18 protein-coding genes are annotated in these 20,099 nt (G+C 69.6%); 10 read left to right on the plus strand and 8 right to left on the minus strand.

The window, feature by feature from the left end; translation table 11 throughout:
- The first annotated feature begins 201 nt into the window (after positions 1-201).
- From rpsB to frr, 4 genes are all read left to right on the plus strand, one after another.
- A complete protein-coding gene (rpsB, locus tag D7X30_RS16210) occupies positions 202-1,164 on the plus strand; it encodes a 30S ribosomal protein S2 (protein WP_120563843.1) in 963 nt (320 codons plus the stop codon).
- 181 nt (positions 1,165-1,345) lie between these two features.
- Positions 1,346-1,999 (plus strand): translation elongation factor Ts, encoded by a 654-nt coding sequence (gene tsf, locus D7X30_RS16215; protein ID WP_120563844.1) that lies wholly within the window; start codon positions 1,346-1,348, stop codon positions 1,997-1,999.
- Positions 2,000-2,197: 198 nt separating this feature from the next.
- Positions 2,198-2,941, plus strand: a complete 744-nt coding sequence (gene pyrH, locus D7X30_RS16220; RefSeq protein ID WP_120563845.1) for a UMP kinase — start codon at positions 2,198-2,200, stop codon at positions 2,939-2,941.
- A gap of 52 nt (positions 2,942-2,993) precedes the next feature.
- Positions 2,994-3,545, plus strand: coding sequence for a ribosome recycling factor (gene frr, locus D7X30_RS16225; protein ID WP_120563846.1), 552 nt, complete (start codon positions 2,994-2,996; stop codon positions 3,543-3,545).
- A gap of 105 nt (positions 3,546-3,650) precedes the next feature.
- On the opposite strand, the gene cyaY is transcribed toward frr, so the two are convergent.
- Positions 3,651-3,983: an iron donor protein CyaY gene (cyaY, locus tag D7X30_RS16230; protein WP_120563847.1), complete on the minus strand. Its 333-nt coding sequence runs from the start codon at positions 3,981-3,983 to the stop codon at positions 3,651-3,653.
- Between the two features lie 19 nt (positions 3,984-4,002).
- A complete protein-coding gene (locus D7X30_RS16235) occupies positions 4,003-4,545 on the minus strand; it encodes a histidine phosphatase family protein (RefSeq protein ID WP_120559234.1) in 543 nt (180 codons plus the stop codon).
- A gap of 184 nt (positions 4,546-4,729) precedes the next feature.
- Here D7X30_RS16235 and D7X30_RS16240 point away from each other — a divergent pair, with 184 nt between their 5' ends.
- Positions 4,730-5,416, plus strand: coding sequence for a hypothetical protein (locus D7X30_RS16240; RefSeq protein WP_120563848.1), 687 nt, complete (start codon positions 4,730-4,732; stop codon positions 5,414-5,416).
- Here D7X30_RS16240 and D7X30_RS16245 read toward each other — a convergent pair whose 3' ends face one another.
- A complete protein-coding gene (locus D7X30_RS16245; RefSeq protein WP_120563849.1) occupies positions 5,417-9,205 on the minus strand; it encodes an FAD-dependent oxidoreductase in 3,789 nt (1,262 codons plus the stop codon).
- Between the two features lie 136 nt (positions 9,206-9,341).
- Here D7X30_RS16245 and D7X30_RS16250 point away from each other — a divergent pair, with 136 nt between their 5' ends.
- Together D7X30_RS16250 and D7X30_RS16255 are read left to right on the plus strand one after the other, a co-directional pair.
- Positions 9,342-10,277 (plus strand): class I SAM-dependent methyltransferase, encoded by a 936-nt coding sequence (locus D7X30_RS16250; RefSeq protein ID WP_233591596.1) that lies wholly within the window; start codon positions 9,342-9,344, stop codon positions 10,275-10,277.
- 16 nt (positions 10,278-10,293) lie between these two features.
- Complete coding sequence (locus D7X30_RS16255) at positions 10,294-12,186, plus strand: hypothetical protein (RefSeq protein ID WP_120563850.1); 1,893 nt, start codon at positions 10,294-10,296, stop codon at positions 12,184-12,186.
- 9 nt (positions 12,187-12,195) lie between these two features.
- On the opposite strand, the gene D7X30_RS16260 is transcribed toward D7X30_RS16255, so the two are convergent.
- From D7X30_RS16260 to D7X30_RS16270, 3 genes are read right to left on the minus strand one after another with little or no spacing between them, the layout of a single operon-like run.
- Positions 12,196-13,005, minus strand: coding sequence for a hypothetical protein (locus tag D7X30_RS16260; protein WP_120563851.1), 810 nt, complete (start codon positions 13,003-13,005; stop codon positions 12,196-12,198).
- A 42-nt stretch (positions 13,006-13,047) separates the two neighbouring features.
- Entirely contained in the window at positions 13,048-13,836 is a 789-nt protein-coding gene (locus D7X30_RS16265) for a hypothetical protein (protein ID WP_120563852.1), read from the minus strand.
- A complete protein-coding gene (locus D7X30_RS16270) occupies positions 13,833-16,070 on the minus strand; it encodes a glycosyltransferase family 4 protein (protein WP_120564176.1) in 2,238 nt (745 codons plus the stop codon). The genes D7X30_RS16265 and D7X30_RS16270 overlap by 4 nt, the downstream gene beginning before the upstream one ends.
- 30 nt (positions 16,071-16,100) lie before the next feature.
- On the opposite strand from D7X30_RS16270, the gene D7X30_RS16275 reads away from it, so the two are divergent.
- On the plus strand, positions 16,101-17,213 hold the full coding sequence (locus D7X30_RS16275; RefSeq protein ID WP_120563853.1) for a glycosyltransferase family 1 protein: 1,113 nt from the start codon (positions 16,101-16,103) through the stop codon (positions 17,211-17,213).
- 50 nt (positions 17,214-17,263) lie between these two features.
- Positions 17,264-17,824 (plus strand): NigD-like C-terminal domain-containing protein, encoded by a 561-nt coding sequence (locus tag D7X30_RS16280; RefSeq protein WP_120563854.1) that lies wholly within the window; start codon positions 17,264-17,266, stop codon positions 17,822-17,824.
- Here the strand turns inward: D7X30_RS16280 and D7X30_RS16285 are convergent.
- Positions 17,814-18,326: an NADAR family protein gene (locus D7X30_RS16285; protein ID WP_120563855.1), complete on the minus strand. Its 513-nt coding sequence runs from the start codon at positions 18,324-18,326 to the stop codon at positions 17,814-17,816. The two genes, D7X30_RS16280 and D7X30_RS16285, sit on opposite strands and share 11 nt — an antisense overlap.
- 94 nt (positions 18,327-18,420) lie before the next feature.
- On the opposite strand from D7X30_RS16285, the gene D7X30_RS16290 reads away from it, so the two are divergent.
- Positions 18,421-19,155, plus strand: a complete 735-nt coding sequence (locus tag D7X30_RS16290; RefSeq protein WP_233591597.1) for a hypothetical protein — start codon at positions 18,421-18,423, stop codon at positions 19,153-19,155.
- Positions 19,156-19,174: 19 nt separating this feature from the next.
- Here the strand turns inward: D7X30_RS16290 and D7X30_RS16295 are convergent, their stop codons facing one another.
- The gene (locus D7X30_RS16295; RefSeq protein ID WP_120563857.1) at positions 19,175-20,098 is read right to left on the minus strand and encodes a GDP-mannose 4,6-dehydratase; all 924 of its coding nucleotides are present in this window, start codon (positions 20,096-20,098) and stop codon (positions 19,175-19,177) included.
- Position 20,099: the final 1 nt, after the last annotated feature.

The raw sequence follows: 20,099 nt of genomic DNA on the forward strand, positions 1-20,099 counted from the left end.
AAGCTTGCGCCCCTCGCGAGCGTTCTGCTAAGGACGCCGCGCCCTGTTATGTAGGGGCCGGGCTTCACCGCCCGAGGCAGTCAGCAGCACCCACTACTCACACGCGTGTCACCGGTCCCCCGGTGCCCCTCCACGGTGGAAGGGCCAGGACTGGCAGCTGTCTCAACGCGCGTGGCGGAACAACCGGAAGGTACACGCACCATGGATACCCAGCAGGATACGCAGACGCAGGCCCAGGCGATGGCCGCTGCCAGCGGCATCACGATGCGCCAGCTCCTCGAGGCCGGCGTTCACTTCGGCCACCAGACCAAGCGCTGGAACCCGAAGATGAAGCCCTACATCTTCGGTGCCCGCAACGGCATCTACATCATCGACCTGCAGAAGACCGTGACGATGGCCCGCGCGGCCTTCCGCTTCGTGGCGGACATCACGGCCCGCGGCGGGTCGGTGCTCTTCGTTGGCACCAAGAAGCAGGCGCAGGACGTCATCCAGGAGGAGGCCGCCCGCGCCGGTCAGTTCCACGTCACCAGCCGCTGGCTGGGTGGCACGCTGACGAACTTCAAGACCATCAAGCAGGGCATCGACCGCCTGAAGCTCCTGGAGAAGATGTCCGAGGACGGCACCTTCGAGCGCCTGCCCAAGAAGGAAGTCGCCCAGCTCGACCGTGAGCGCGAGAAGCTGGAGAAGAACCTGGGCGGCGTGAAGGACATGGCGAAGCTGCCCCGCTGCGTCTTCGTCATCGACCCGAAGAAGGAGCACATCGCCATCCACGAGGCCACCCGCCTGGGCATCCCGGTGATTGGTCTGGTGGACACCAACTGCGATCCGGACGGCATCGACTTCGTCATCCCGGGCAACGACGACGCCATCCGCTCCATCAAGCTCTTCACGTCGAAGATCGCGGATGCGTGCCTCGAGGGTGCGGCCCGCTACCGTGCGTCCGGCGCCGCCGAGCGCGACGAGCAGGAGGAGCGCGAGGGCCGTGACGACCGCCGTGACGACCGCCGTGGCCCGCGCCGTGGCGACCGCCGCGACCGTGACGACCGCCGTGGCGGCGGTGACCGTGGCGGTGAGCGCCGTGGCCCCGTCGTGGAGATGAAGGCCACCGCGACCACCACGGAGCAGGCGCCCGAGGGTGGCGGCGAGAGCACGCCGGCGGAGTAACCGCCCGGCCTCATCGCTTTCCCAAAGCGCGGTATCCGGAGTTCGGCCGGGCGGCACCTCTCAAGGCCTGCTGTCCGGCCGTCTCCATTTTCTACGTCCTTGGCGTCAGTACCCAGAACCCCAGTCCTCCGCCCCCTGCGCACGCCGCCGGGCTCGGAGCCGATGAAGAAAGAGATACGACATGGCTGAGATCACCGCCCAGATGGTGAAGGACCTCCGCGAGCGCACCAACGCCGGCATGATGGACTGCAAGAAGGCGCTGGCCGAGTCCGGTGGCGACTTCGCGAAGGCCGAGGAGTGGCTGCGCAAGAAGGGCATCTCCAAGGCCGAGGGCAAGGCGGGCCGCGTCGCCGCCGAAGGCATCGTGACCTCCTACATCCACGGCGGCCGCATCGGCGTCATCGTGGAGGTCAACTGCGAGACGGACTTCGTCGCTCGCAACCCGGACTTCCAGGACCTGGCGAAGGAAGTGGCCATGCAGATCGCCGCGGCCAACCCCAAGTTCGTCCGCCGCGAGGAGGTCCCCTCCGACGCCATGGACAAGGAGAAGGAGATCCAGCGCGAGCTGCTCAAGCAGCAGGGCAAGCCCGAGGCGATGCTGGAGAAGATCCTCGTGGGCAAGATGGAGAAGTACTACGAGGGCGTCTGCCTGGTGGACCAGCTCTGGGTGAAGGACGACAAGAAGAAGGTCGGCGAGATGATCAACGAGCGCGCCGCCAAGATTGGCGAGAAGGTCTCCGTGCGCCGCTTCGCCCGCTTCGAGGTGGGTGAGGGCATCGAGAAGAAGAAGGACGACCTGGCCGCCGAGGTCGCCAAGACGCTGGGCCAGGCCTAAAGCCTTCGTCCCATCCGTCTCACCCTGGGGCCGCGTGCCTGGGGCTCTTCCTCACAGGGGAGGGGCGCCGGGAACGCGGCCCTTGCTATTCCAGGGCCCGCTTCCTTCGCGTCCGTCCGCCCGGCATCGGACGGTGCGGCGCGTGTCACGACTTCCGTCGTTGCCTGAGCGCGGGGCGGGGGATAGAAGCGGTCGCGTATGTCCGAATCCACCTCTCCCTACAAGCGCATCCTCCTCAAACTGTCGGGCGAAGCCCTGATGGGCGAGGGGAAGTACGGCATCCACCCGCCCACCCTCACGCGCATCGCTGAAGAAGTCGCGGAGCTCTCCAGAACGGGCCTGGAAATCGCCCTCGTGATTGGCGGCGGCAACATCTTCCGCGGCGTCGCGGGCGCCACGGAGGGCATGGACCGCGCGAGCGCGGACTACATGGGCATGCTCGCCACCTGCATCAACTCCATGGCGCTGCAGGACTCGCTGGAGAAGCAGGGGCTGAAGACGCGCGTGCAGTCCGCCATCAAGATGGAGCAGATCGCCGAGCCCTACATCCGCCGGCGCGCCGTGCGGCACCTGGAGAAGGGCCGCGTCGTCATCTTCGCCGCGGGCACGGGCAACCCCTACTTCACCACCGACACGGCCGCGTCGCTGCGCGCGATGGAAATCAACGCGCAGGTCATCCTCAAGGCCACCAAGGTGGACGGCGTCTACAACGCGGACCCGAAGAAGGACCCGACCGCGAAGCGCTACCGGTCGCTCACGTACATGGACGTCCTCAAGCAGAACCTCAACGTGATGGACTCCACGGCCATCTCGCTGTGCATGGACAACAAGCTGCCCATCATCGTGTTCGACCTGGGCACGCGCGGGAACATCCAGCGCGCCGTCACGAGCCACGGCGAGTTCGGCACCGTCGTCGGCGCGGCCGAGACGGTCTGGGCCTAGAGGCGCCACGGACGGGACTGACAACACCCCCACTTCTCACAGGAGACGCACAATGGCTGACACGGCGGATCTGAAGGGCCGTATCGACAAGTCGGTGGAAGACCTCAAGCGGGAGCTGGCCAAGGCGCGCACCGGCCGGGCGAACACCAACATCCTGGACGGCATCAAGGTGAACCAGTACGGGACGCCCACGCCGCTCAATGGTGTTGCCAGCATCAGCGCGCCGGAGCCCCGCCTCATCGTCATCAAGCCCTGGGACAAGGGCGTGCTGAAGGACATCGAGAAGGCCCTGCGTGAGGCGAACCTCGACGTCAACCCGATGAACGACGGCGAGATGATCCGCCTGCCCTTTCCTCCGCTCACCGAGGAGACCCGCAAGAAGATCGCGAAGCAGGTGAAGGAGAAGGGCGAGGAGCACAAGGTCGCCATCCGCAACATCCGCCGCGACGCGAACGAGGCCCTCAAGACTCAGCTGAAGGACAAGAAGATCACCGAGGACGACCTCAAGCGCCGCACCGAAGAGGTCCAGAAGGCGACCGACGCCGGCATCAAGCAGGTGGACGACCTGGTCGCCAAGAAGGAGAAGGAAGTGATGACGGTTTGAGTCGTCACTCCTGGAAGCCCGTGGCTTGAAGCGCCACGGGCCTCCTTCCGGACTTCAGAAGGAACCCAGACGGGCCTTCAGGACGGCCTCTTCAGGACGGCCTCTTCAGGACGGGTAGACGAGCGCTTCGCCGGTGAGGTGCCGCACCACGTCCGACACGAAGGCGAACAGCTCCAGCCCCTTGCCCTTGTCGTCCTTCCAGGCGCGGGTGGCGTCGTCGTGGCTGAAGTGGATGCCCTGGCCCTGTCCGGCCACCCAGATCTGCCAGACGGCGCGCTGGGTGTTGATGATGCACTTCTCGCCGGACGCGGCCGTGAGCGTCACCTTGTCACCGGTGGCTTCGGCTTCCAGCACGTCCGGGTCGAAGGTGTCCGCGGCCGCCAGGATGCGCTTGAACGCGGCGGCCACGAGGGAATGGTAGCGGGCTTCGTCCATCATGGCCGCGCGCTCCCGGACGTCACTGGATGACGTCGAGGACCTGCTGGCCGGGGGCGGAGTAGAACAGGAACTTCAGGTGCTGCGCCGGGGGGTTCTCCCCCTTCTCGCCAGGCACCTGGTCCTCCGTGCTGGTGGGCGTGTCCGGCCACTCCATGGCGATGACCGTGCCCGGGTTCACCGGCTTGGGGAAGGACTGCATCCCCAGGAGGTGCGCCGCGAGCGCGCCCATGGAGGGCTGGTGGCCCACCAGGACGAGGTTCTCGTCGGAGTACTCCTTGAGCACGGGCTCCACCGCGCCCACCGGCATGTCCGGCAGCAGGCAGCGATGCACCCGCAGGAGGCCTTCATGCTTCACCGAGTTGGAGAGGATCTGCGCCGTCTGCACCGTGCGCACCAGCGGGCTGGTGAGGATGAGGCTGATGGGCCCCATGCGCTCGGACAGCGACGCGAAATGCGCTGCGACGTTCGTACGGGCCTTCGCGGTCAGCGCGCGCGCCTCGTCGCCGAGCCCCTCGGGGATCTCTGCGTCCGCATCGCCGTGCCTTACCAGGAAAATCCTCAAAGTCCCTCCACCGATCGCGACAGGACCGCGGTTCGTACATGACCGTGGCCCAGTTGGTCAAAGGTAATGAGGCGAATGTTCAGTGCCCGGAACAGCCTGCCCGTGGGGGGCGTTCGGGAACCGCCGTTCGCGGGGGCCAGCCGGAGCATACACTGGCCACCCATTGGCGGTTACGGGAGGTGGCATGCGCAAGTCGTGGGGGTGTCTGGCCGTCGTCCTGGCCCTGTCCGCGTGTCGAAAGGACGCGGCGGAAGGCCCGGAAGGGGGCGGTGACGCCAGGGAGGCGGTTGCCCGCCTGGAAGGTGGGGAGGGTGCGGAAGGTGGGGAGGACGCGCCGTCCGGTCCCTACACCGTGACGAAGGAGAAGCTGGAGGCGTACGTCGGCTACCAGCGCAAGATGCTGGAGGTGTACGGGTCGCTGATGCGCAGCCTGCAGGACATGGGGCCGCTGCTGGACGCGGGCACGCCCCAGGCGATGGAGAAGGCCAAGAGCGGCCTGAAGCTCATCGAGCGCAAGGCGCAGGCGGAGTCGGACGCGCGCCAGGCGGCGGGGCTGTCCACGGACGAGGTCAACCGCATCGCGGAGGTCGTCACCGCCGTCATCAGCCAGCGGCAGATGGGGCGCACGCTCCAGTACGAGGAGGAGCTCAAGAAGCTGGAGGCGCTCCAGGCCCGCATGCCGGAGGAGCAGCAAAAGGAGCTGGCGCCGCAGGTGGAGTCCATGCGGCTCCAGGTGGAGACCTTCCAGAAGCTCCCGGAGGCGCGCCGGGAGTTCGGCGACGCCAACGTGGACGTGGTGCTGTCCCGCGAGGCCGACCTGACGAAGAACTACCAGGACATGCTCAAGGCCTTCGCGGGCGTGCGGCGGTAGCTACACCCGCTGGAGCTGGGGCGCCTTCTTCAGGAGCTGCGCGAGGAAGGCGTCACCCTGCTTCTCCAGCACCGTGTTGCCGCGCAGGCGCTGGTTCAGGTTGACGAAGTCCACGTGGTCCAGCCGCTGGTCCTGGTTGTAGCAGGAGAAGACCCACGTCTCCTTGCCGGTGACGGGGTCCACGTGCCGCTGGAGGCACTGGGCGCAGATCTCCTTCATCATGCACTGCATGGGGGAGTTGATGGACCCGATGGCTTCGTGACCCGGCTTGAGGAACGGCTGGAGCACGCCGTGCCGCGCCTCCGCCACCGCGCGCATCATCCGGTCCGAGCCGATGGCGATGATGCGGTCCACCTCGCTCAGGGAGATGACGGGCTTCACGCCCAGCTTCCCTTCCGCGTACGCCACCATGGCCTGCACCACGTTGCCCCGGAAGGCCGCGTCCTGTGAGCGGCGCACGTCCAGCAGGTCGCCGGAGTCCACGGACCAGATGACCTGGTCGGTGCCCGCTTCAATCTCATCCTGCTTGAACGAGTCCGCCTTCAGCCGGTAGCCCGCGAAGTACACCACGCGGCAGCCCGCCGCCTTGAGCGAGCGCGCGATGGAGAAGAGCACCGCGTTGCCCAGGCCGCCGCCCACCAGCACCACCGTCTCGTTGTGGCCAATCTCCGTGGGCGCGCCCGTGGGGCCCATCAGCACCACGGGCTCGCCGGGCTTGAGCGCCGCGCACAGGCGGGAGGAGGAGCCCATCTCCAGCACGATGGTGCCCATCAGGCCCTTCTCCTTGTCCACCCACGCGCCCGTGAGGGCCAGGCCTTCCATCGTGAGGCGCACGCCGTCCACGAGCGGCGCGTTCCGCTCGAAGTTCTGGAGCCGGTAGAACTGGCCGGGGGAGAAGTGGCTGGCGGCGAAGGGCGCCTTCACCACCACCTCCACGATGGTCGGCGTGAGCCGGTTCACTCCGACGACGGTGGCGAGGAAGGCCTCGTCCAGCTTCGCGAAGTGGGCGGCGCGCTTCGACTCGCGCGCGTCCTGCGCGGCCGTGTCGTGGAAGTCCAGGCCCGCGACCTCCTTGGCGAACAGGCGCGCCACCTGTGGGTGGCCGTCCTTCGCGCTGGCCATGGCCTTCACCACGTTGCCCGCGTAGGTCGGGTGGTTGTCGCCGTAGAAGGACACGAAGCGGCCGTCGCGTTGGTAGGACGTGAAGAAGCCCACCTTCGCCTCGGGATCCTCCTGGGCCTCCACCGGCTGGAGCTTGAAGCCAGCTTCCGAGCCCGGGGCCTCCACCAACTCGTGGCCCTGGAAGTACTCCTTCGCCTCGTCGAGCTGGAAGGTGCCCGGGTACTCCTTCTCGTAGGTGACGTTGGGGGAGGTGCCCGCGGCCACGCAGACCGTCTTCGCGGGCAGCTCGAAGAACTGGCCGCTTCCCTTGAGCTTGCCGTCCACCGTCACCATGCGCTCGAAGCGGATGGCTCGCACCGCGCCCGAGTCGTCTTGCAGCGCCTCCGTGGGGCTCATCCGTTCGATGAAGCGGATGCCCTCCTCCAGCGCCTTGGACACCTCCTCGTGGTTGAGGCGGTAGGCGGGGGACTCCGTGAGGCCCCGGCGGTACACCAGGCTCACGCCGCCCCATGCGCGCACCAGGTGGATGAAGTCCGGAGCGCGGCCTTCCGCCTGGGCCTTGTGGCGCTCGGCGCGGATGGCGCGGCCGTGCTCCAGGAAGGTCTGGTAGGTGGCGCGCTCCTCGGCGTCCAGGCGCGCGAGGACGGGGGCCTCACCCAGGTCCGCCACCAGCTTCTCGTGGCGCTCCAGCGTCTTCTCCACCTGCACCGGGTAGTACGCCATCAGCTCCGTGGCGGTGTCGATTCCGGTGAGGCCGCCGCCGATGACGATGGCGGGCAGCTGCACCTGGAGGTTCGCCAGTGAGTCGCGCTTGAAGGCGCCCGTGAGCTGCAGCGCCATCAGGAAGTCGGACGCCTTGCGGATGCCCCGGATGAGGTTGTTCTTCATCCCGATGATGGTGGGGCGGCCCGCGCCCGCGGCGATGGCCACGTGGTCGAAGCCCAGCGCCCATGCGTCCTCCACCGTCAGCGTGCCGCCGAAGCGGATGCCGCCGTAGATGCGCATGCCCTCCCTGCGCGCGAGCGTCAGGTGGATGAGCGTGAGGAAGTTCTTGTCCCAGCGCACGGTGATTCCGTACTCGGACACGCCGCCGAAGCCCTCCAGCACGCGCTCGTCCAGCTCGCGCGTCAGCTTGCTCCAGTCATGGATGGGCTGGAGCGCGTGTCCGTCGCGGCCCACCAGCTCGTCGGGGAACGGCTCAATCTTGAGGCCGTCCACGCCGGTGACGGCGAAGCCTTCGTTGAGCAGGTAGTGCGACAGCGTGTATCCGGCGGGGCCCAGGCCCACCACCATCACGTTGCGGCCCACGTAGGGCAGGGCGTACGGACGGTGGATGTTGAGCGGGTTCCAGCGCGTGAGCAGGCCGTGGATTTCGAAGCCCCACGGCAGCGCCAGCACGTCCGTGAGCGTGGCCGTCTCCGCCAGCGGGATGTTCACCGGCTCCTGCTTCTGGAAGATGCAGGCCTTCATGCAGTCGTTGCAGATGCGGTGGCCGGTGCCCGCGCACATGGGGTTGTCCAGCGTCACCATGGCCAGCGCGGCCACGGAATCTCCCTCGCGCTTGAGCGCGTGCGCCTCGGAGATGCGCTCGTCCAGCGGACAGCCGGTGAGCGGGATGCCCAGCGGGTTCTTCTTGAACGAGTGCCCCTCCGCCACCGGGTCCTTCGCGGGGAAGCCCTTGCTGCACGAGTCCTTCTGTCGCTCGTGGCAGATGACGCAGTAGTCCACCTCGTTCATCACGTCGCGCGGGGTGCCCCGGCGGTCGGTGAGCTTGAAGCCGTCCCGGTGGCGCAGGTGGTGCTCCAGGCCCTCCGTCTTCTCCTCCATCTGGGCGTCCGGGCGCCGCAGCTGCACCAGCTGGTCGAACACCAGCGGCTTGGGCAGCCGCAGCGTGGCCCAGGTGTGGAAGAGGGCCCTGGTCTCCGGGTGCAGCGCGCGGGCGTACGTCCACCGGTCCGCCAGCGACAGCAGCGCGCGCACGGCCTGGAGCTCCGCCGCGTCGTCGCCCTTCGTCACCAGGCTGGAGCCGAACGCGTCCAGGCCCTCGGGGGTTGCGGTGAGCGCGGCGCGCAGGGCGGCCCAGCGCTCACGCAGGGCGGGGGCGCGCTCCTGGTTCGCGGGAGGCAGGTTGCCGGAGTAGAGCCGCTCCAGGTCGAGCAGCGTGAGGATGGACTCCGCCAGGCCTCGCTCCAGGTCGTCTTGCGCGAGCGCGTCCGGGAAGCCCAGCCGCATGAGCAGGCGCATGCGCTCGTCCAGCGACGGGAACTCCGCGAGCGTCGGGCGCTCCTGCGCGCCCTTCTTGAAGACGCGGCGCGTGATGAACTCGCGCTTGAAGTCGAAGAGGGGCAGCTCGCCGCGCAGGTGGCGGGCCAGCCGCTCGGACTCCGGCGTGATGCCGAAGAGCGTGGCGATGAAGCGCGAGACGTGGCGGGCCACCTGGATGAGCAGCTCGGATTCCGCCGGGCCGGTGGGACTGGTGCCTCCGGACCTGCGGTAGGCGTCGAATGCCTGGAACAGGTCGGGCGCGTCGCCCTGGAGTCGCGCGTCGAAGCGCTCCGCCAGCCGGCGCAGGCCACTGGGACGGTACAGGTCTTCGAAGGAGAAGCCCGGGAGTCCCAGTTGGAGCACCGGGGCAGGAGTGGAGGCGGGGTCGTTCAAGGCGCGCATGTCACGGGACTTCGAGGGGGAAGGGAGGCAGGCAGCTTAGGGCCTGGAAGCTGGCGGGTGCGACGGACGTCATGGGCCGGATTTGCCCCGCCCGACGTGTTGAGGCGGTGGGCCCCAGCGGCTACGGTGCGCCGCCATGATGGACAACGCCGCTCGTCGCGCCTCCGAACCGCACCTGACCCCGGTGCCGGATGCCTGTTACCTGTGCAAGGGAGGGCGCCTGCGGCTGCGTCACCGGGCGCGCGGCGGCACACAGGCCCAGGGTGCGGCGGCCTACAACTGCACGTCCTTTGGCCACCGGAGCCACCCGCCCATCTGGGGCTGCGAGGACTGCGGGATGATGTTCCAGTGGCCCCTCTTGTCCCCGGACACACTGCTCCAGGCGTACCAGGACGTGGAGGACCCGCTCTACGTCGCGGAGAAGGACAACCGCTACCACACCTTCCGCCGCGTGCTGCGCGAGCTGGGCCCGGCCCAGAACCGCACGCTGCTGGATGTGGGGGCCTACTGCGGCTACTTCCTGGATGTGGCGCGCGAGGCGGGCTTCCGCCCGGAGGGACTGGAGCTGTCGCGCTGGGCGGCCGGCAACGCGCGGAGCCTGGGCTTCACGGTGCACGGCGTCCCCTTGCGGGAGCTGGCGGCGATGGGCCTTCAGTACGACGTGGTGACGCTGTGGGACGTGGTGGAGCACTTCGCGGATCCGCGCGAGGAGCTGAAGGCGGCGCTCCAGCTGGTGCGCCCCGGCGGCCGCGTCTACCTGTCCACCATCGACGCGGGCAGCCTGCTGGCGCGCCTCATGGGCGGGCAGTGGCCGTGGCTGATGGACATGCACCTCTTCTATTTCGGCCGCCGCACCCTGGCGATGCTGCTGGAGGAGGTGGGCTTCCGCGTCACGGACGTCCGGACGTACACGCACATCATCTCCGCGGACTACCTGCTGCGGAAGGTGGGCGCGAGCTTCACGCCCGCGGCGCCGGTGCTGGAGTTGGTGCGGCGGGGCGTGCCGTCCAACTGGTCCGTCCCGTTCAATCTGGGCGACAACATGCTGATGGCCGCCGAGCGGCCCCTCTGAGTTGTCCCTCGCGCCTATGTCCCCCTTGATGCGGCGGGTGCTGCACCCGCTGGTGCTGCTCACGTTCTTCGCGCTGTCGGCGTTCCACACCTGGCCGCTCGTGTCCCAGATGAAGGGATACGTGATGGGCGGACGCGAAGACGTCTACATGAACATGTGGCACCTGTGGTGGATGCGGCAGGCCCTCTGGGTGCAGCCGCAGAACCCCTTCTTCGTGCCCTTCCTCCACTGGCCCCTGGGCGCCGAGCTGTACTGGCACACGCTGGCCCCCGCGAAGACGCTGTGGGGCGTGGTGCTGCTGCCGTTCATGTCCGTGGAGACGGCGTACAACGTGGTGCTGTTCGGCTCGTTCGTGCTGACGGGCTACACGTCGTGGCTGCTCTTTCGCTACCTGCTGGAGCGCGCGGGCCATGGGCCGTGGCTCGCCGCGGCCGCGGCGCTGGCGGGCGCGTGCGTGTTCAACTTCTCGCGCTACCACCTCACCCACGCGACGGCGCACCTGAACCTCTCCGCGCTGGAGGGGCTGCCGCTCTACCTGCTCTTCTTCTTCCGCTGGCTGGACGAGGGCAAGCGCAAGTGGCTGGTGGGGCTGGCGCTGTGCGCGTTGTACGTGTTGCTGTGTGACTACTACTACCTCGTCTACATCGCGCTCTTCTCGCTCCTGTGGGTGGTGGCGGAGCGGTGGAAGCGGGGGCCGCTCTTGTCCCTGGACACGTGGAAGGATCCGCTCGTGCGCCGGGCGGCGGTGGCGGGAATCACGGCGGGGCTCGCGTGCGTGCCGCCCATGGTGCCGCTGCTCCTGCATGCGTTCCCCGCGCCGCTGCAGATCCACCACGGCGACTCCGACTACTTCACGGACCTGTACGCGTTCTTCATTCCGGACACGCGCTCGGCCTGGATGGCGGAGCTGCCCGCGAAGGCGCGCGAGTTCTCCCAGAACGTCATGCGCATGAAGATGTCGACCAACGCGGAGGAGACCGGCACCTTCCTGGGCTGGCTGACGCCGCTGTTGGCCGTCTTCGCGCTGTGGCGGGGCGTGCCGGAGGGACGCCGGTGGCTGGGGCTGGGGCTGGGCTTCGCGGTGCTGTCCATGGGCACGGTGCTCAACATCGGCCTGGAGGACCGGGTGTCGCCGGTGGTGCTGCTCTTCGCCGTCGCGCTCGCGGTGGCGCTGGTGCCCGCGTGGCGGGAGCGGGTGTGGCGGCGGGACGTGCTGCTGTTGCTGGGGCTGGCCGTCTATCTGTCGCTGGCGGAGCCGCTGACGGCGTTCAACGTGCCGCTCAAGGTCCAGATTCCGATGCCGTACGTCGTGTTCAAGCACGTGGTGCCGCTGTTCTCACGCGGGGGCATGCCGGTGCGCTTCATCCTGCTCACGCTCCTGTCGCTGTCGGTGCTGGTGGCGTTCGCCGCGGCACACGCGGGCGCGTGGGCGTCCCGGCGTGATGCGCGGCTGGGCGTGGCGGTGGCGCTCGCGGTGGCGCTGGTGCCGAACGTGGAGTACCGGGGCCTCCAGATGGTGGTGCCCTCCATTCCCCGGCTGCCGCCGGTGTTCGACGAGATTCGCGACGCGCCCATGCCCGCGGCGGTGCTGACGGACAACGTGCAGGGGCAGTGGGAGCAGATGTTCCACGGCAAGCCGGTGTCGTACGCCCGGCTGTCCCGGCTGCCGGTGCGGGAGTCGGCGCTGGTGAACTCGCGGCTCATCCGCGCGGCGGAAGGGATGCGCAACGCGTTCGGCACCGTCACGCCGGAGGAGCGCGATGAGATGCGGCGCTACCTGAAGGAGCACCACTTCAAGTGGTACGTGACGCACTTCTTCCACCCCGTCCGCCACCAGTTCATCACGGACGAACTGGGCGGCGAGATGGTGCACCAGGACGGCTACGTCACCGTGTACCGCTTCCCCTGAGCGGGGCGCTCAGTCGCATTCAGCGTACTCGACGTCCGTGCGCTCCATGGGGCTCGCGGACACGGCGCCGTCGGTCACGGTCACGGTGACGCTCTCGTCCGCGGACAGCATGGAGCCGCACTCGGCGAAGGCGTTGGCGGAGCAGTGGCGGGTGAGGACCATCTTGCCGTCGTCCTCCTGCGTTTCGATGCTCGTGCCGTTGCAGCGATAGGAGGTGGGGCCCGAGCCCGGGTCATTTCCGCTGACGTCCAGGTCGCCCTCGGCGTCCTCCGTGGCGAGGACCTCGCCGCCCTTGCCGAAGAGGACGAAGTGGAACCGGGTCCGGGAGATGGAGTCTCCGCGTCCCTCCTCGTCGGGGGACTCCGTCTCCTCCTGGGTGAACACGCGCAGGGTTTCCCCCGAGGAGAGCTTGAGGACCTCGTCCCGGGCCCGCAGCGGGGAGTCCGGCGGCTTGGGACAGGCGAGCTTCTTCGCGGGGAGCTTCACGGGGCGGGAGTAGGTCCCCGGGGCGAGCAGCTTGAGGTGTTCGAGGACGGGGCCCCCCTCGTCGGACGGGCACGTGCCCAGGAGCCAGACCCGGAAGCCGGGCTTGAGGCCCGGGACGGTCTTGCTCTCGACGAGTTTGGGGTAGCCGTCCGGAAGGGAGAGGCCCGTCTTCTCGAGCAGCTTCCCGAGGTCGGCCCAGGTGTCCCCCTGGGCTTCGGCCTCGGCCTTGTCCTTGGAGCCCTTCCAGATGAGCGCGACAGGCTTGTCCGCGGCTTCAGCTTGGAAGGCTCCGGTGAAGGCCAGCAGGCCCAGGACGAAAATGTATGAACGCATGGCGGTTCCCCCTCGCGGTGCATGACCGCACCGCCCGCGATGCTAATGCTTCTTCGGTCCACCGCGCTTCGAGCGCGAGCCGCGTGGAGTGGGGGAGGCGGGAGGAGTCGTGCCTTCCGTCCGGGGCGCCTGCTCGCGGGGGGCCTTCGAGACCCGTGCATTCTTGGACCGGGAGGGCTTCGCCGGACGACGGCGCTCGGCGTTCGTCGCCGGTTGCGGTGCCGGGCTGACGTCGATGCGCGCAGGCTTCGGCGGACGGGCCCGCTCGGCCTGCGGCGGCTTCTGCGGACGCCCGTAGTCGATGGCCGGCAGAGGCCTCTCCCTGGGCGCGCGGCCTTCACCCTGCTCGGTGGGAGGTGGCCGGGGCGCGGGCCGGCCGTGGCTGATGGCCGGTGGCGGCGGCTTCGGTGGCCTGGGCGCTGCTGGCTGCTGTGCCTTCGCGGCCTGGGCCCTCAGCGTGTCCACTTCCTTGCGCAGCCGGAGGACCTCCGCGGAGAGCTGGGCGTAGGAGTCCCGCACCAGGCCGTTGAACACGCGCTGCCGGCCCAGGGTCTCGTTGATCAACACCTGGCACGTCTTGCGGAAGGCCCACTTGGCCAGGAGCACCGCCTGCCCCATGCCGGCGCGGTGCGTGTGCAGCGGCAGGGCCCGCGTCGTGTCCGCGTTCTCCTCCAGCGCGTGCATGTTGAACGTCAGCGGATCCACGCGCGGCTCCACGCCGTCCTCCGGAACCTCCGCCGGTTCCGACGTGGGCAGCCCGCGCACGCGCAGGCGCTCCTCGATGCGGGCCACCAGGGCCCTCGTGGGAATGTCCCGTCCGAGCAGCTTCATCGGTGTGTCTCCTCCACGATGCGCGCCATCTCTTCCCGGTACGCCGCGACCACCTGGGGCCACGTGTGCCGTTGCGCGTAGATGCGGGCCCGCTGGCCCATCGCGTCCCGGGCCTCGCCCACCTCGCGCAGCCCTTCGACGAACGTCGCGAGCCCCCGGTACACCCGGCCCGCGCCACTGCGCTCCACCTGTCCCACCAGCACCTCCGAGTGCCCGTTCACCAGCACCGGCGTCCCCTGCGCGAACGCCTCCAGCGTCAGGAGCGACAGGCTCTCGAACTTCGACGGCACCACCACCGCCAGCGCTCCCGCCAGCGCGTCGTGCTTGTCCTGTTCGGAGATGCGCCCCACGTGCCGCACGCCCTCGCCGCTCACGTCCATGTGCGCCTCGCCCGCGAGCACCAGCTCCGGCGCGTCCTGGTAGCTGCTGCGCAGCTGGCCGTGGAACTTCAACAGGTCCGGCACGCCCTTGCCCGGCTCCAGCCGGCCCACGTAGAGCAGGTAGCGGCCGTGCACGCCGTACTTCGCCCGGAAGCGGTCGGGCACCGCCGGCAGCGCGTCCACGCCCACGCCCACCACGCGCGCCCGCGCATGTTTCGGGTGGAAGCGGCCGAGCATCTCCACCTCCTCCGGCGTGTTGCACATCAGCACCCGGGGGCGGTTGAACACGTCCCCGTAGACGCCGAAGCGGATGGGCGGCTCGTCATGCGCGGTGGGCACCAGCATCGCGCGGTCCGACACCAGCGGCAGCCCCCACGCCGTGGGCGCGTAGAGGTACGTGAAGAAGAGGTAGCCGTCGTATGCGTCCTGCGTGGTGGCCAGGTGCTCCATCAGCCCGGGGCTCAGCGGGCCCTGCTCGGCCACCCACTGCTCCTCGCGCAGCCGCTCGTTGCCGTGGCCGAACACGTGGCGCGACAGGTTGTTGAACGCGTGGATGTTGCGCGTGCGCGTCACCGGGAAGCGCAGCACCTTCGTGCGGCCGATGCGGTCCTCGCCGGGCGGGAAGGTGTTCTCCCACGTCAGGTGGTTCTTCGCGCAGGTCGTCACCACCGTGACGTCCCAGTGCGGCGCCAGGTGCTCCGCCACCTGCGCGGCGTGGCTCTCCGCGCCGCCCGTCACCTCGCCGTAGCGCTGCACCACCAGCGCCACGCGCGGCCGCTTCGCCGGCGCCTTGCGCGGACGGGGCGGCGGCGCCACCACGCCCTCCAGCGCTCGTGAGAGCGACACCTGCGCGGCGGAGGGGGAGAAGTGCTGGAGCCTGCGCGCCTGGCCGTCGAGCACCGCCTTGCGCAGGTCCTTGTCCTCGCTCAGCTCCACCACCAGCTCCGCGAGGAACGCGAAGCGCTTCTGGTCGAACGCGATGCCCGCGCCGCCCAGCGTCTCCGGCACCGCCGCCGCCGCGTACGCGAGCACAGGCACTTCGGAGGCCATGGCCTCGATGATGGGCACGCTGAAGCCCTCGTGCTCGCTCATGGAGACGAACACGGACGCGGAGCGGTACACGGCCACCAGCTCCGGATGCGACAGGCGCCCCAGGAAGTGCACCCCGCTGAGGTCCTTCATCTCGCGCTGGAGCGACTTGAAGTAGCGGCTGCCCGCCTCGTAGCCGCCGACCACGAGCAGGCGCGCCTGGGGACGGATGCGCAAAAGCTCCCGGTGCAGCGCGAGCAGGTCCTCGAAGCGCTTGTGCGGCATCACCCGGCTCACCGACACCAGGGTGGGGCCGGGCCCGGCCAGCTCCGCGAGCTTCGCCGCATCCGCCACGGGCGCGGCGAAGCGCTCCTTCTCGATGAAGAGCTGCACGGTGTGCACGTTGCGGTGGCCCGCGACGCGCAGCTCCGTGCTGTTGTAGTCCGAGTCCCCGATGGACACGTCCAGGAAGGGCGCCATCGCGGCCACCTGCGCGCGGCCGGCCACCAGCGCGTGCTCCAGCGGCGTGTCCCGGTAGAAGCGCGCGGGGCTGATGTTGTGGAACACCACGCCGCGCTTGCAGTCCATGTGCATCAGCCGCCCGCTCAGCGGGGACGCGATGCCGTGGTGGTACAGCACCAGGTCGTCCGGCTTCGGCTTCAGCGTGAAGACGTGGCGGGCCAGGCCCTGCAGCCCTCCGGCGACCTCTTCCGCGTAGATGTCTCCCACGTGCCCCATGCGGCGCAGCAGGAGTTGCAGGTGGAGCGCGGCCTGACCGGAAGCGTCGCCGGGGCCGAAGCTTGGGATCAACTGATGGACCGCCATGGAGGGCCGTGTGTACCACACGGGCATGGTATGAGGCGGCCCGTGTCGACGACCCCCGGACCCATCGCCTTCGACGCCACACTGTGGGACGAGCCCACCACCGGCATCGGCCTGTACACCCGTTGCCTCGCGGAGGCGCTCGAAGCCCAGGGCGTCCGCCTGGACCGGATGGGCGCGCGCAAGTCCGGCGAACACCCGCGAGGCGTCCAGAAGCGAACGCCTTGGACGCTGGCCACGCTGCCCCGGCTGCTCAAGGCCACGCCGCCGCCCGTCTACCACGCGCTCAGCAACTTCAACCTGCCGCTGCGGCGCACGCCGGGCACCGCGTACGTGCTCACCGTGCACGACCTGGTGCCGTTGGATTTGCCACACACCGTCTCCGCGCCGTACCGCTGGCAGTTCCGGCTGTGGCTCGCGCGCAGCCTGATGCTCGCGGACCGGCTGGTGTGCATCAGCGAGAGCACGCGCCAGGACCTGGTGCGCCGCTTCCCCCAGGTGGAGCCGCGCACCGTGGTGGTACCCAACGGCGTGGACCACGTGAACGCGGCCCCGCTGAACGAGGCGGACGAGGAGTTCCTCCACGCGCTCAACCTGCCGAAGGACTACGTGCTGTACGCGGGCTCGCTCGACGTGCGCAAGAACGTGGAGCTGGTGCTGGACGCGCAGGAGCGGCTGCACGCGCGCGGCCGGCCCTTCACGCTCGTGCTCGCGGGGCAGGCCTGGTACGGCTCCGGCAAGGTGGAGACGCGCATCGAGCGGCTGCGCTCGGAGGGGCTGGACGTGCGGCCCCTGGGCTACCAGACCCCCGCCATCTTCTACGCGCTGATGCGCCGCGCGGCGCTGTTCGTCTTCCCCTCGCGCTACGAGGGCTTCGGCCTGCCGCCCCTGGAGGCCATGCGCCTGGGCACGCCCACGGTGGTGTCCACGGCGGGCTCGCTGCCGGAGGTGTGCGGCGACGCCGCGCCCGCGGTGGATCCGGACGACGCGGAGGGCCTGGCGGCGGTCATCGACCGGCTGATGCGTTCGCCGGAGGAGCGCCGCGCGCTGTCGGAGGCGGGACAGCGGCAGGCCGCGAAGTTCACCTGGGCCCATACCGCCGAAGGGACGCGGGCCGCTTACGATGCGGCGCTGCGCCACCGGTAGGCGGAAGGCGCCAGTGGTCAACCGGCCCGTGAAGGGCCCCCTGGAGGAACATGCGACTGCTCGTGTGGAGTGGAATCGTCTGCGGAATGCTGCTCGGGTGCGCGGGGTCGAACGCGGCGCGCAAGGACGAGGCCCAGGAGCCGGCCCCCACCGCCCAGCAGGAGGAGGCGCCGCCCACCCCCGTGACGCCCCCGGAGAAGAAGGCCGAATCGCCCGCCGCGGAGGCGGAGAACCAGGAGGCGGCCATCGTCATGCCCCTGGAGATCACGGAGACGCCCGCGCCTCGCGACCCGCTCGCCATTGAATCGCAGAGCGTGAAGGGCAACGTGCTCACGCTCAAGGTCCGCCACGGCGGCGGCTGCAAGCAGCACCGCTACGGCCTCGCGTGGGACGGGCGCTTCACCCAGACGGCGGCGGGCGAGCCGCGCGCGGAGCTCACGCTGCTCCATGACTCGAACAACGACCGGTGCAAGGCGCTGGTCTACAAGGAGCTGGCGTTTGATTTGTCCACGCTGAAGCAGGAGTGGAGCGAGAAGGGCAACGGCGACCACGCCACGCTCCACCTGGACTTCAACGGCGTGCCGGACCAGTCCGCCAGCTTCAAGTTCTGACCGGTGCATGGCCCTGCGCGAGGAGGTCCTCGCGCAGGCGCGTCAGCACCTTGCCCAGCAGGTTCAGCCCCCGCCACGTGGACGGGTCCTGGATGCGAGGGTCCTCCGCGGAGAGCCCCACGCCCCAGATGCGGTCCAGGGGGCTGGCCTCCACCAGCTCCGTGCCCGCCGTGGCGAGCAGCGCCTCCAAGAGGTGCCGGTGCTGGGTGAACTTCGCGTGGTTGCCCTCGTAGACGATGCGCTCACGCTCTCGCTCCCAGAGGGCCGCGTCGAACGGGCTCACCTTGCGGCCCAGCGCCTTGTGCTGCTTGGGCGTGGCGGCGCGCAGCATCTGCTCCAGCACGCGCGTGTCTCCGAAGAGGCGCGCCTTGCCCGCCATCATGTACTGCTCCGCGCAGGTGTAGCGCACGCCGTCCACCGTGAAGACGGACGGGTGCCACTGCGAAAAGAAGGAGTCCTCCTTCCAGAAGAACGTGAACCGCGCCGTCGTCGTCGTGCCCATCCCAGGCCTCCTCGAAATCTTCGTGTAATAATGACACGAACGTGCGGCGATGGAGGAACCTGACGGGGGGCCCTACAATGGCCGTCCGCTCCCCATGCGACTTCAAGAAGCCCAGAAGCTGTTGGACCGCTGTTTCACCGGTACGCGGGAGGGCGCGCCGCGCCTCCACGAGCCCTCGGACCCACGCTTCGCGGAGCGGGGCGGGGCGGTGTGGCTGGAGTACCGCTGGTACGTGCGCGAGCGCGGCATGGCGGAGGTGTTCCTCAAGTGGGACCGGGTGCCGCCCGGCGACGAGAAGACGGTGGAGGCCACGGTGCTGCGCACGCACCTGCTGGGCCAGTCCCCCATGCTGTCCCAGCGCGCGCTGCGCACGGTGGAGGGCGGCACGCCCGCGCCGGAGCGGGTGCTGGACGTGCTCAAGAACGACGGCATCCGCCGCGAGTGCGTGGCCCGGGGGCGCACCACCGTGACGGTGGAGCACTGGGAGAGCCGGCGTCCCGCGGCGCTGTTGGACGAGGCGCGCTTCGCGGAGCTGGCCGCGCCCCTGGAGTCGGAGGACTCCACGCCAGATGCCCGTCACGAGGCCGTGCAGCGGCTGGCGGACGCGGAGCGAAGCCCGCGCGTGCAGGACGTGCTCCTGCGGCTCGTCGCGCGCAAGCCGTCGCTGATGGCCCTGCGCATCCTGTCGGAGTGGGGCGAGGTGCAGGCCCGCGAGTACCTCCAGCGGGACCTGGCCGCCGTGACGCCGGGCAACGCGGCGGACCTGTGGGCCCTCACCGCGTTGGACCGGCGCCTGGAGGCGTGGCAGTCGCTGGCGCGCCCCACGTGAGGCGCGCGCCAGCGGTGCGTCAGTGCGAGTTCACCCGGGGGCCCAGCACGTCGCGCAGCGCGTCCGCGACGGTGAGCTTCGGGTCCCAGCCCAGCGCGCGCAGCTTGCCGGTATCGGCCACGAGGCTGGGGATGTCCGAGGGGCGCAGCCGCGCCGGGTCCAGCTCGATGCGCGCCTGCACGCCGGACAGCTGGAGCATCTCCTCCAGCAGGCCGCGGATGGTGCGGCCCTCGCCGCTGCCCACGTTGTAGGCCTGGCCCGCCTCGCCCTTGAGCAGCAGCAGCCGGTACGCGTCCACCACGTCCTTCACGTGGGAGAAGTCCCGGATGGCGTCCAGGTTGCCCGTGCGCAGGACGGGGTCCACCGTGCCCAGCGCGATGGCGCGGATCTGCGCCGCGAACGACGGCACCACGAAGGTGGGGTCCTGCCCCGCGCCCAGGTGGTTGAAGGGCCGGGCGAGGATGACCTCCATGCCGTAGCTGCGGAAGAACTGCTCGCCGGCCAGCTCCCCCGCGGACTTCGACGCCGCGTAGGGGCTGAGTGGCACGTGCGGGTGGGACTCCACCGCGCGTGTTCCTTCCGCGACGGGGCCATACACTTCACCGGAGCCCACCAGCAGCACGCGCGCCTTGGGGGCGCTCTCACGCAGGGCGGTGAGCAGGTGCACCACGCCCATGGTGTTCACGGCGAAGACGCGCGCGGGGTTCTGGTGGCTCTTGGCCACCGAGCTGAAGCCGGCCAGGTGCAGCACCGCGTCCGGCTTCACCTCGGAGACCGCCGCCTTGACCTTCGCCTCGTCGGCGATGTCGAAGTGCAACGCGGTGCTGCTGATGCCCTCGCCGCGAGGCCCGTGAACCTCCACCACTTCGTCGCCGGCCGCGCGAAGGGCAGCGCACGCGTGCCGGCCAACGAATCCATCCGCTCCCGTGACGAGGACGCGCATC

This window comes from Corallococcus sp. AB011P (assembly GCF_003611605.1).
Lineage (GTDB): Bacteria > Myxococcota > Myxococcia > Myxococcales > Myxococcaceae > Corallococcus > Corallococcus coralloides.

What these genes read in the sequence shown, in the direction of transcription:
- D7X30_RS16260 (WP_120563851.1), bottom strand. Translation starts at nt 13,005, where the DNA reads ATGCGTTCATACATTTTCGTCCTGGGCCTGCTGGCCTTCACCGGAGCC.
- D7X30_RS16265 (WP_120563852.1), bottom strand. Translation starts at nt 13,836, where the DNA reads ATGAAGCTGCTCGGACGGGACATTCCCACGAGGGCCCTGGTGGCCCGC.
- frr (WP_120563846.1), top strand. Translation starts at nt 2,994, where the DNA reads ATGGCTGACACGGCGGATCTGAAGGGCCGTATCGACAAGTCGGTGGAA.
- D7X30_RS16245 (WP_120563849.1), bottom strand. Translation starts at nt 9,205, where the DNA reads ATGCGCGCCTTGAACGACCCCGCCTCCACTCCTGCCCCGGTGCTCCAA.
- D7X30_RS16275 (WP_120563853.1), top strand. Translation starts at nt 16,101, where the DNA reads ATGAGGCGGCCCGTGTCGACGACCCCCGGACCCATCGCCTTCGACGCC.
- rpsB (WP_120563843.1), top strand. Translation starts at nt 202, where the DNA reads ATGGATACCCAGCAGGATACGCAGACGCAGGCCCAGGCGATGGCCGCT.
- D7X30_RS16285 (WP_120563855.1), bottom strand. Translation starts at nt 18,326, where the DNA reads ATGGGCACGACGACGACGGCGCGGTTCACGTTCTTCTGGAAGGAGGAC.
- tsf (WP_120563844.1), top strand. Translation starts at nt 1,346, where the DNA reads ATGGCTGAGATCACCGCCCAGATGGTGAAGGACCTCCGCGAGCGCACC.
- D7X30_RS16240 (WP_120563848.1), top strand. Translation starts at nt 4,730, where the DNA reads ATGCGCAAGTCGTGGGGGTGTCTGGCCGTCGTCCTGGCCCTGTCCGCG.
- D7X30_RS16290 (WP_233591597.1), top strand. Translation starts at nt 18,421, where the DNA reads ATGCGACTTCAAGAAGCCCAGAAGCTGTTGGACCGCTGTTTCACCGGT.
- D7X30_RS16270 (WP_120564176.1), bottom strand. Translation starts at nt 16,070, where the DNA reads ATGGCGGTCCATCAGTTGATCCCAAGCTTCGGCCCCGGCGACGCTTCC.
- pyrH (WP_120563845.1), top strand. Translation starts at nt 2,198, where the DNA reads ATGTCCGAATCCACCTCTCCCTACAAGCGCATCCTCCTCAAACTGTCG.
- D7X30_RS16250 (WP_233591596.1), top strand. Translation starts at nt 9,342, where the DNA reads ATGATGGACAACGCCGCTCGTCGCGCCTCCGAACCGCACCTGACCCCG.
- D7X30_RS16255 (WP_120563850.1), top strand. Translation starts at nt 10,294, where the DNA reads ATGTCCCCCTTGATGCGGCGGGTGCTGCACCCGCTGGTGCTGCTCACG.
- cyaY (WP_120563847.1), bottom strand. Translation starts at nt 3,983, where the DNA reads ATGATGGACGAAGCCCGCTACCATTCCCTCGTGGCCGCCGCGTTCAAG.
- D7X30_RS16295 (WP_120563857.1), bottom strand. Translation starts at nt 20,098, where the DNA reads ATGCGCGTCCTCGTCACGGGAGCGGATGGATTCGTTGGCCGGCACGCG.
- D7X30_RS16280 (WP_120563854.1), top strand. Translation starts at nt 17,264, where the DNA reads ATGCGACTGCTCGTGTGGAGTGGAATCGTCTGCGGAATGCTGCTCGGG.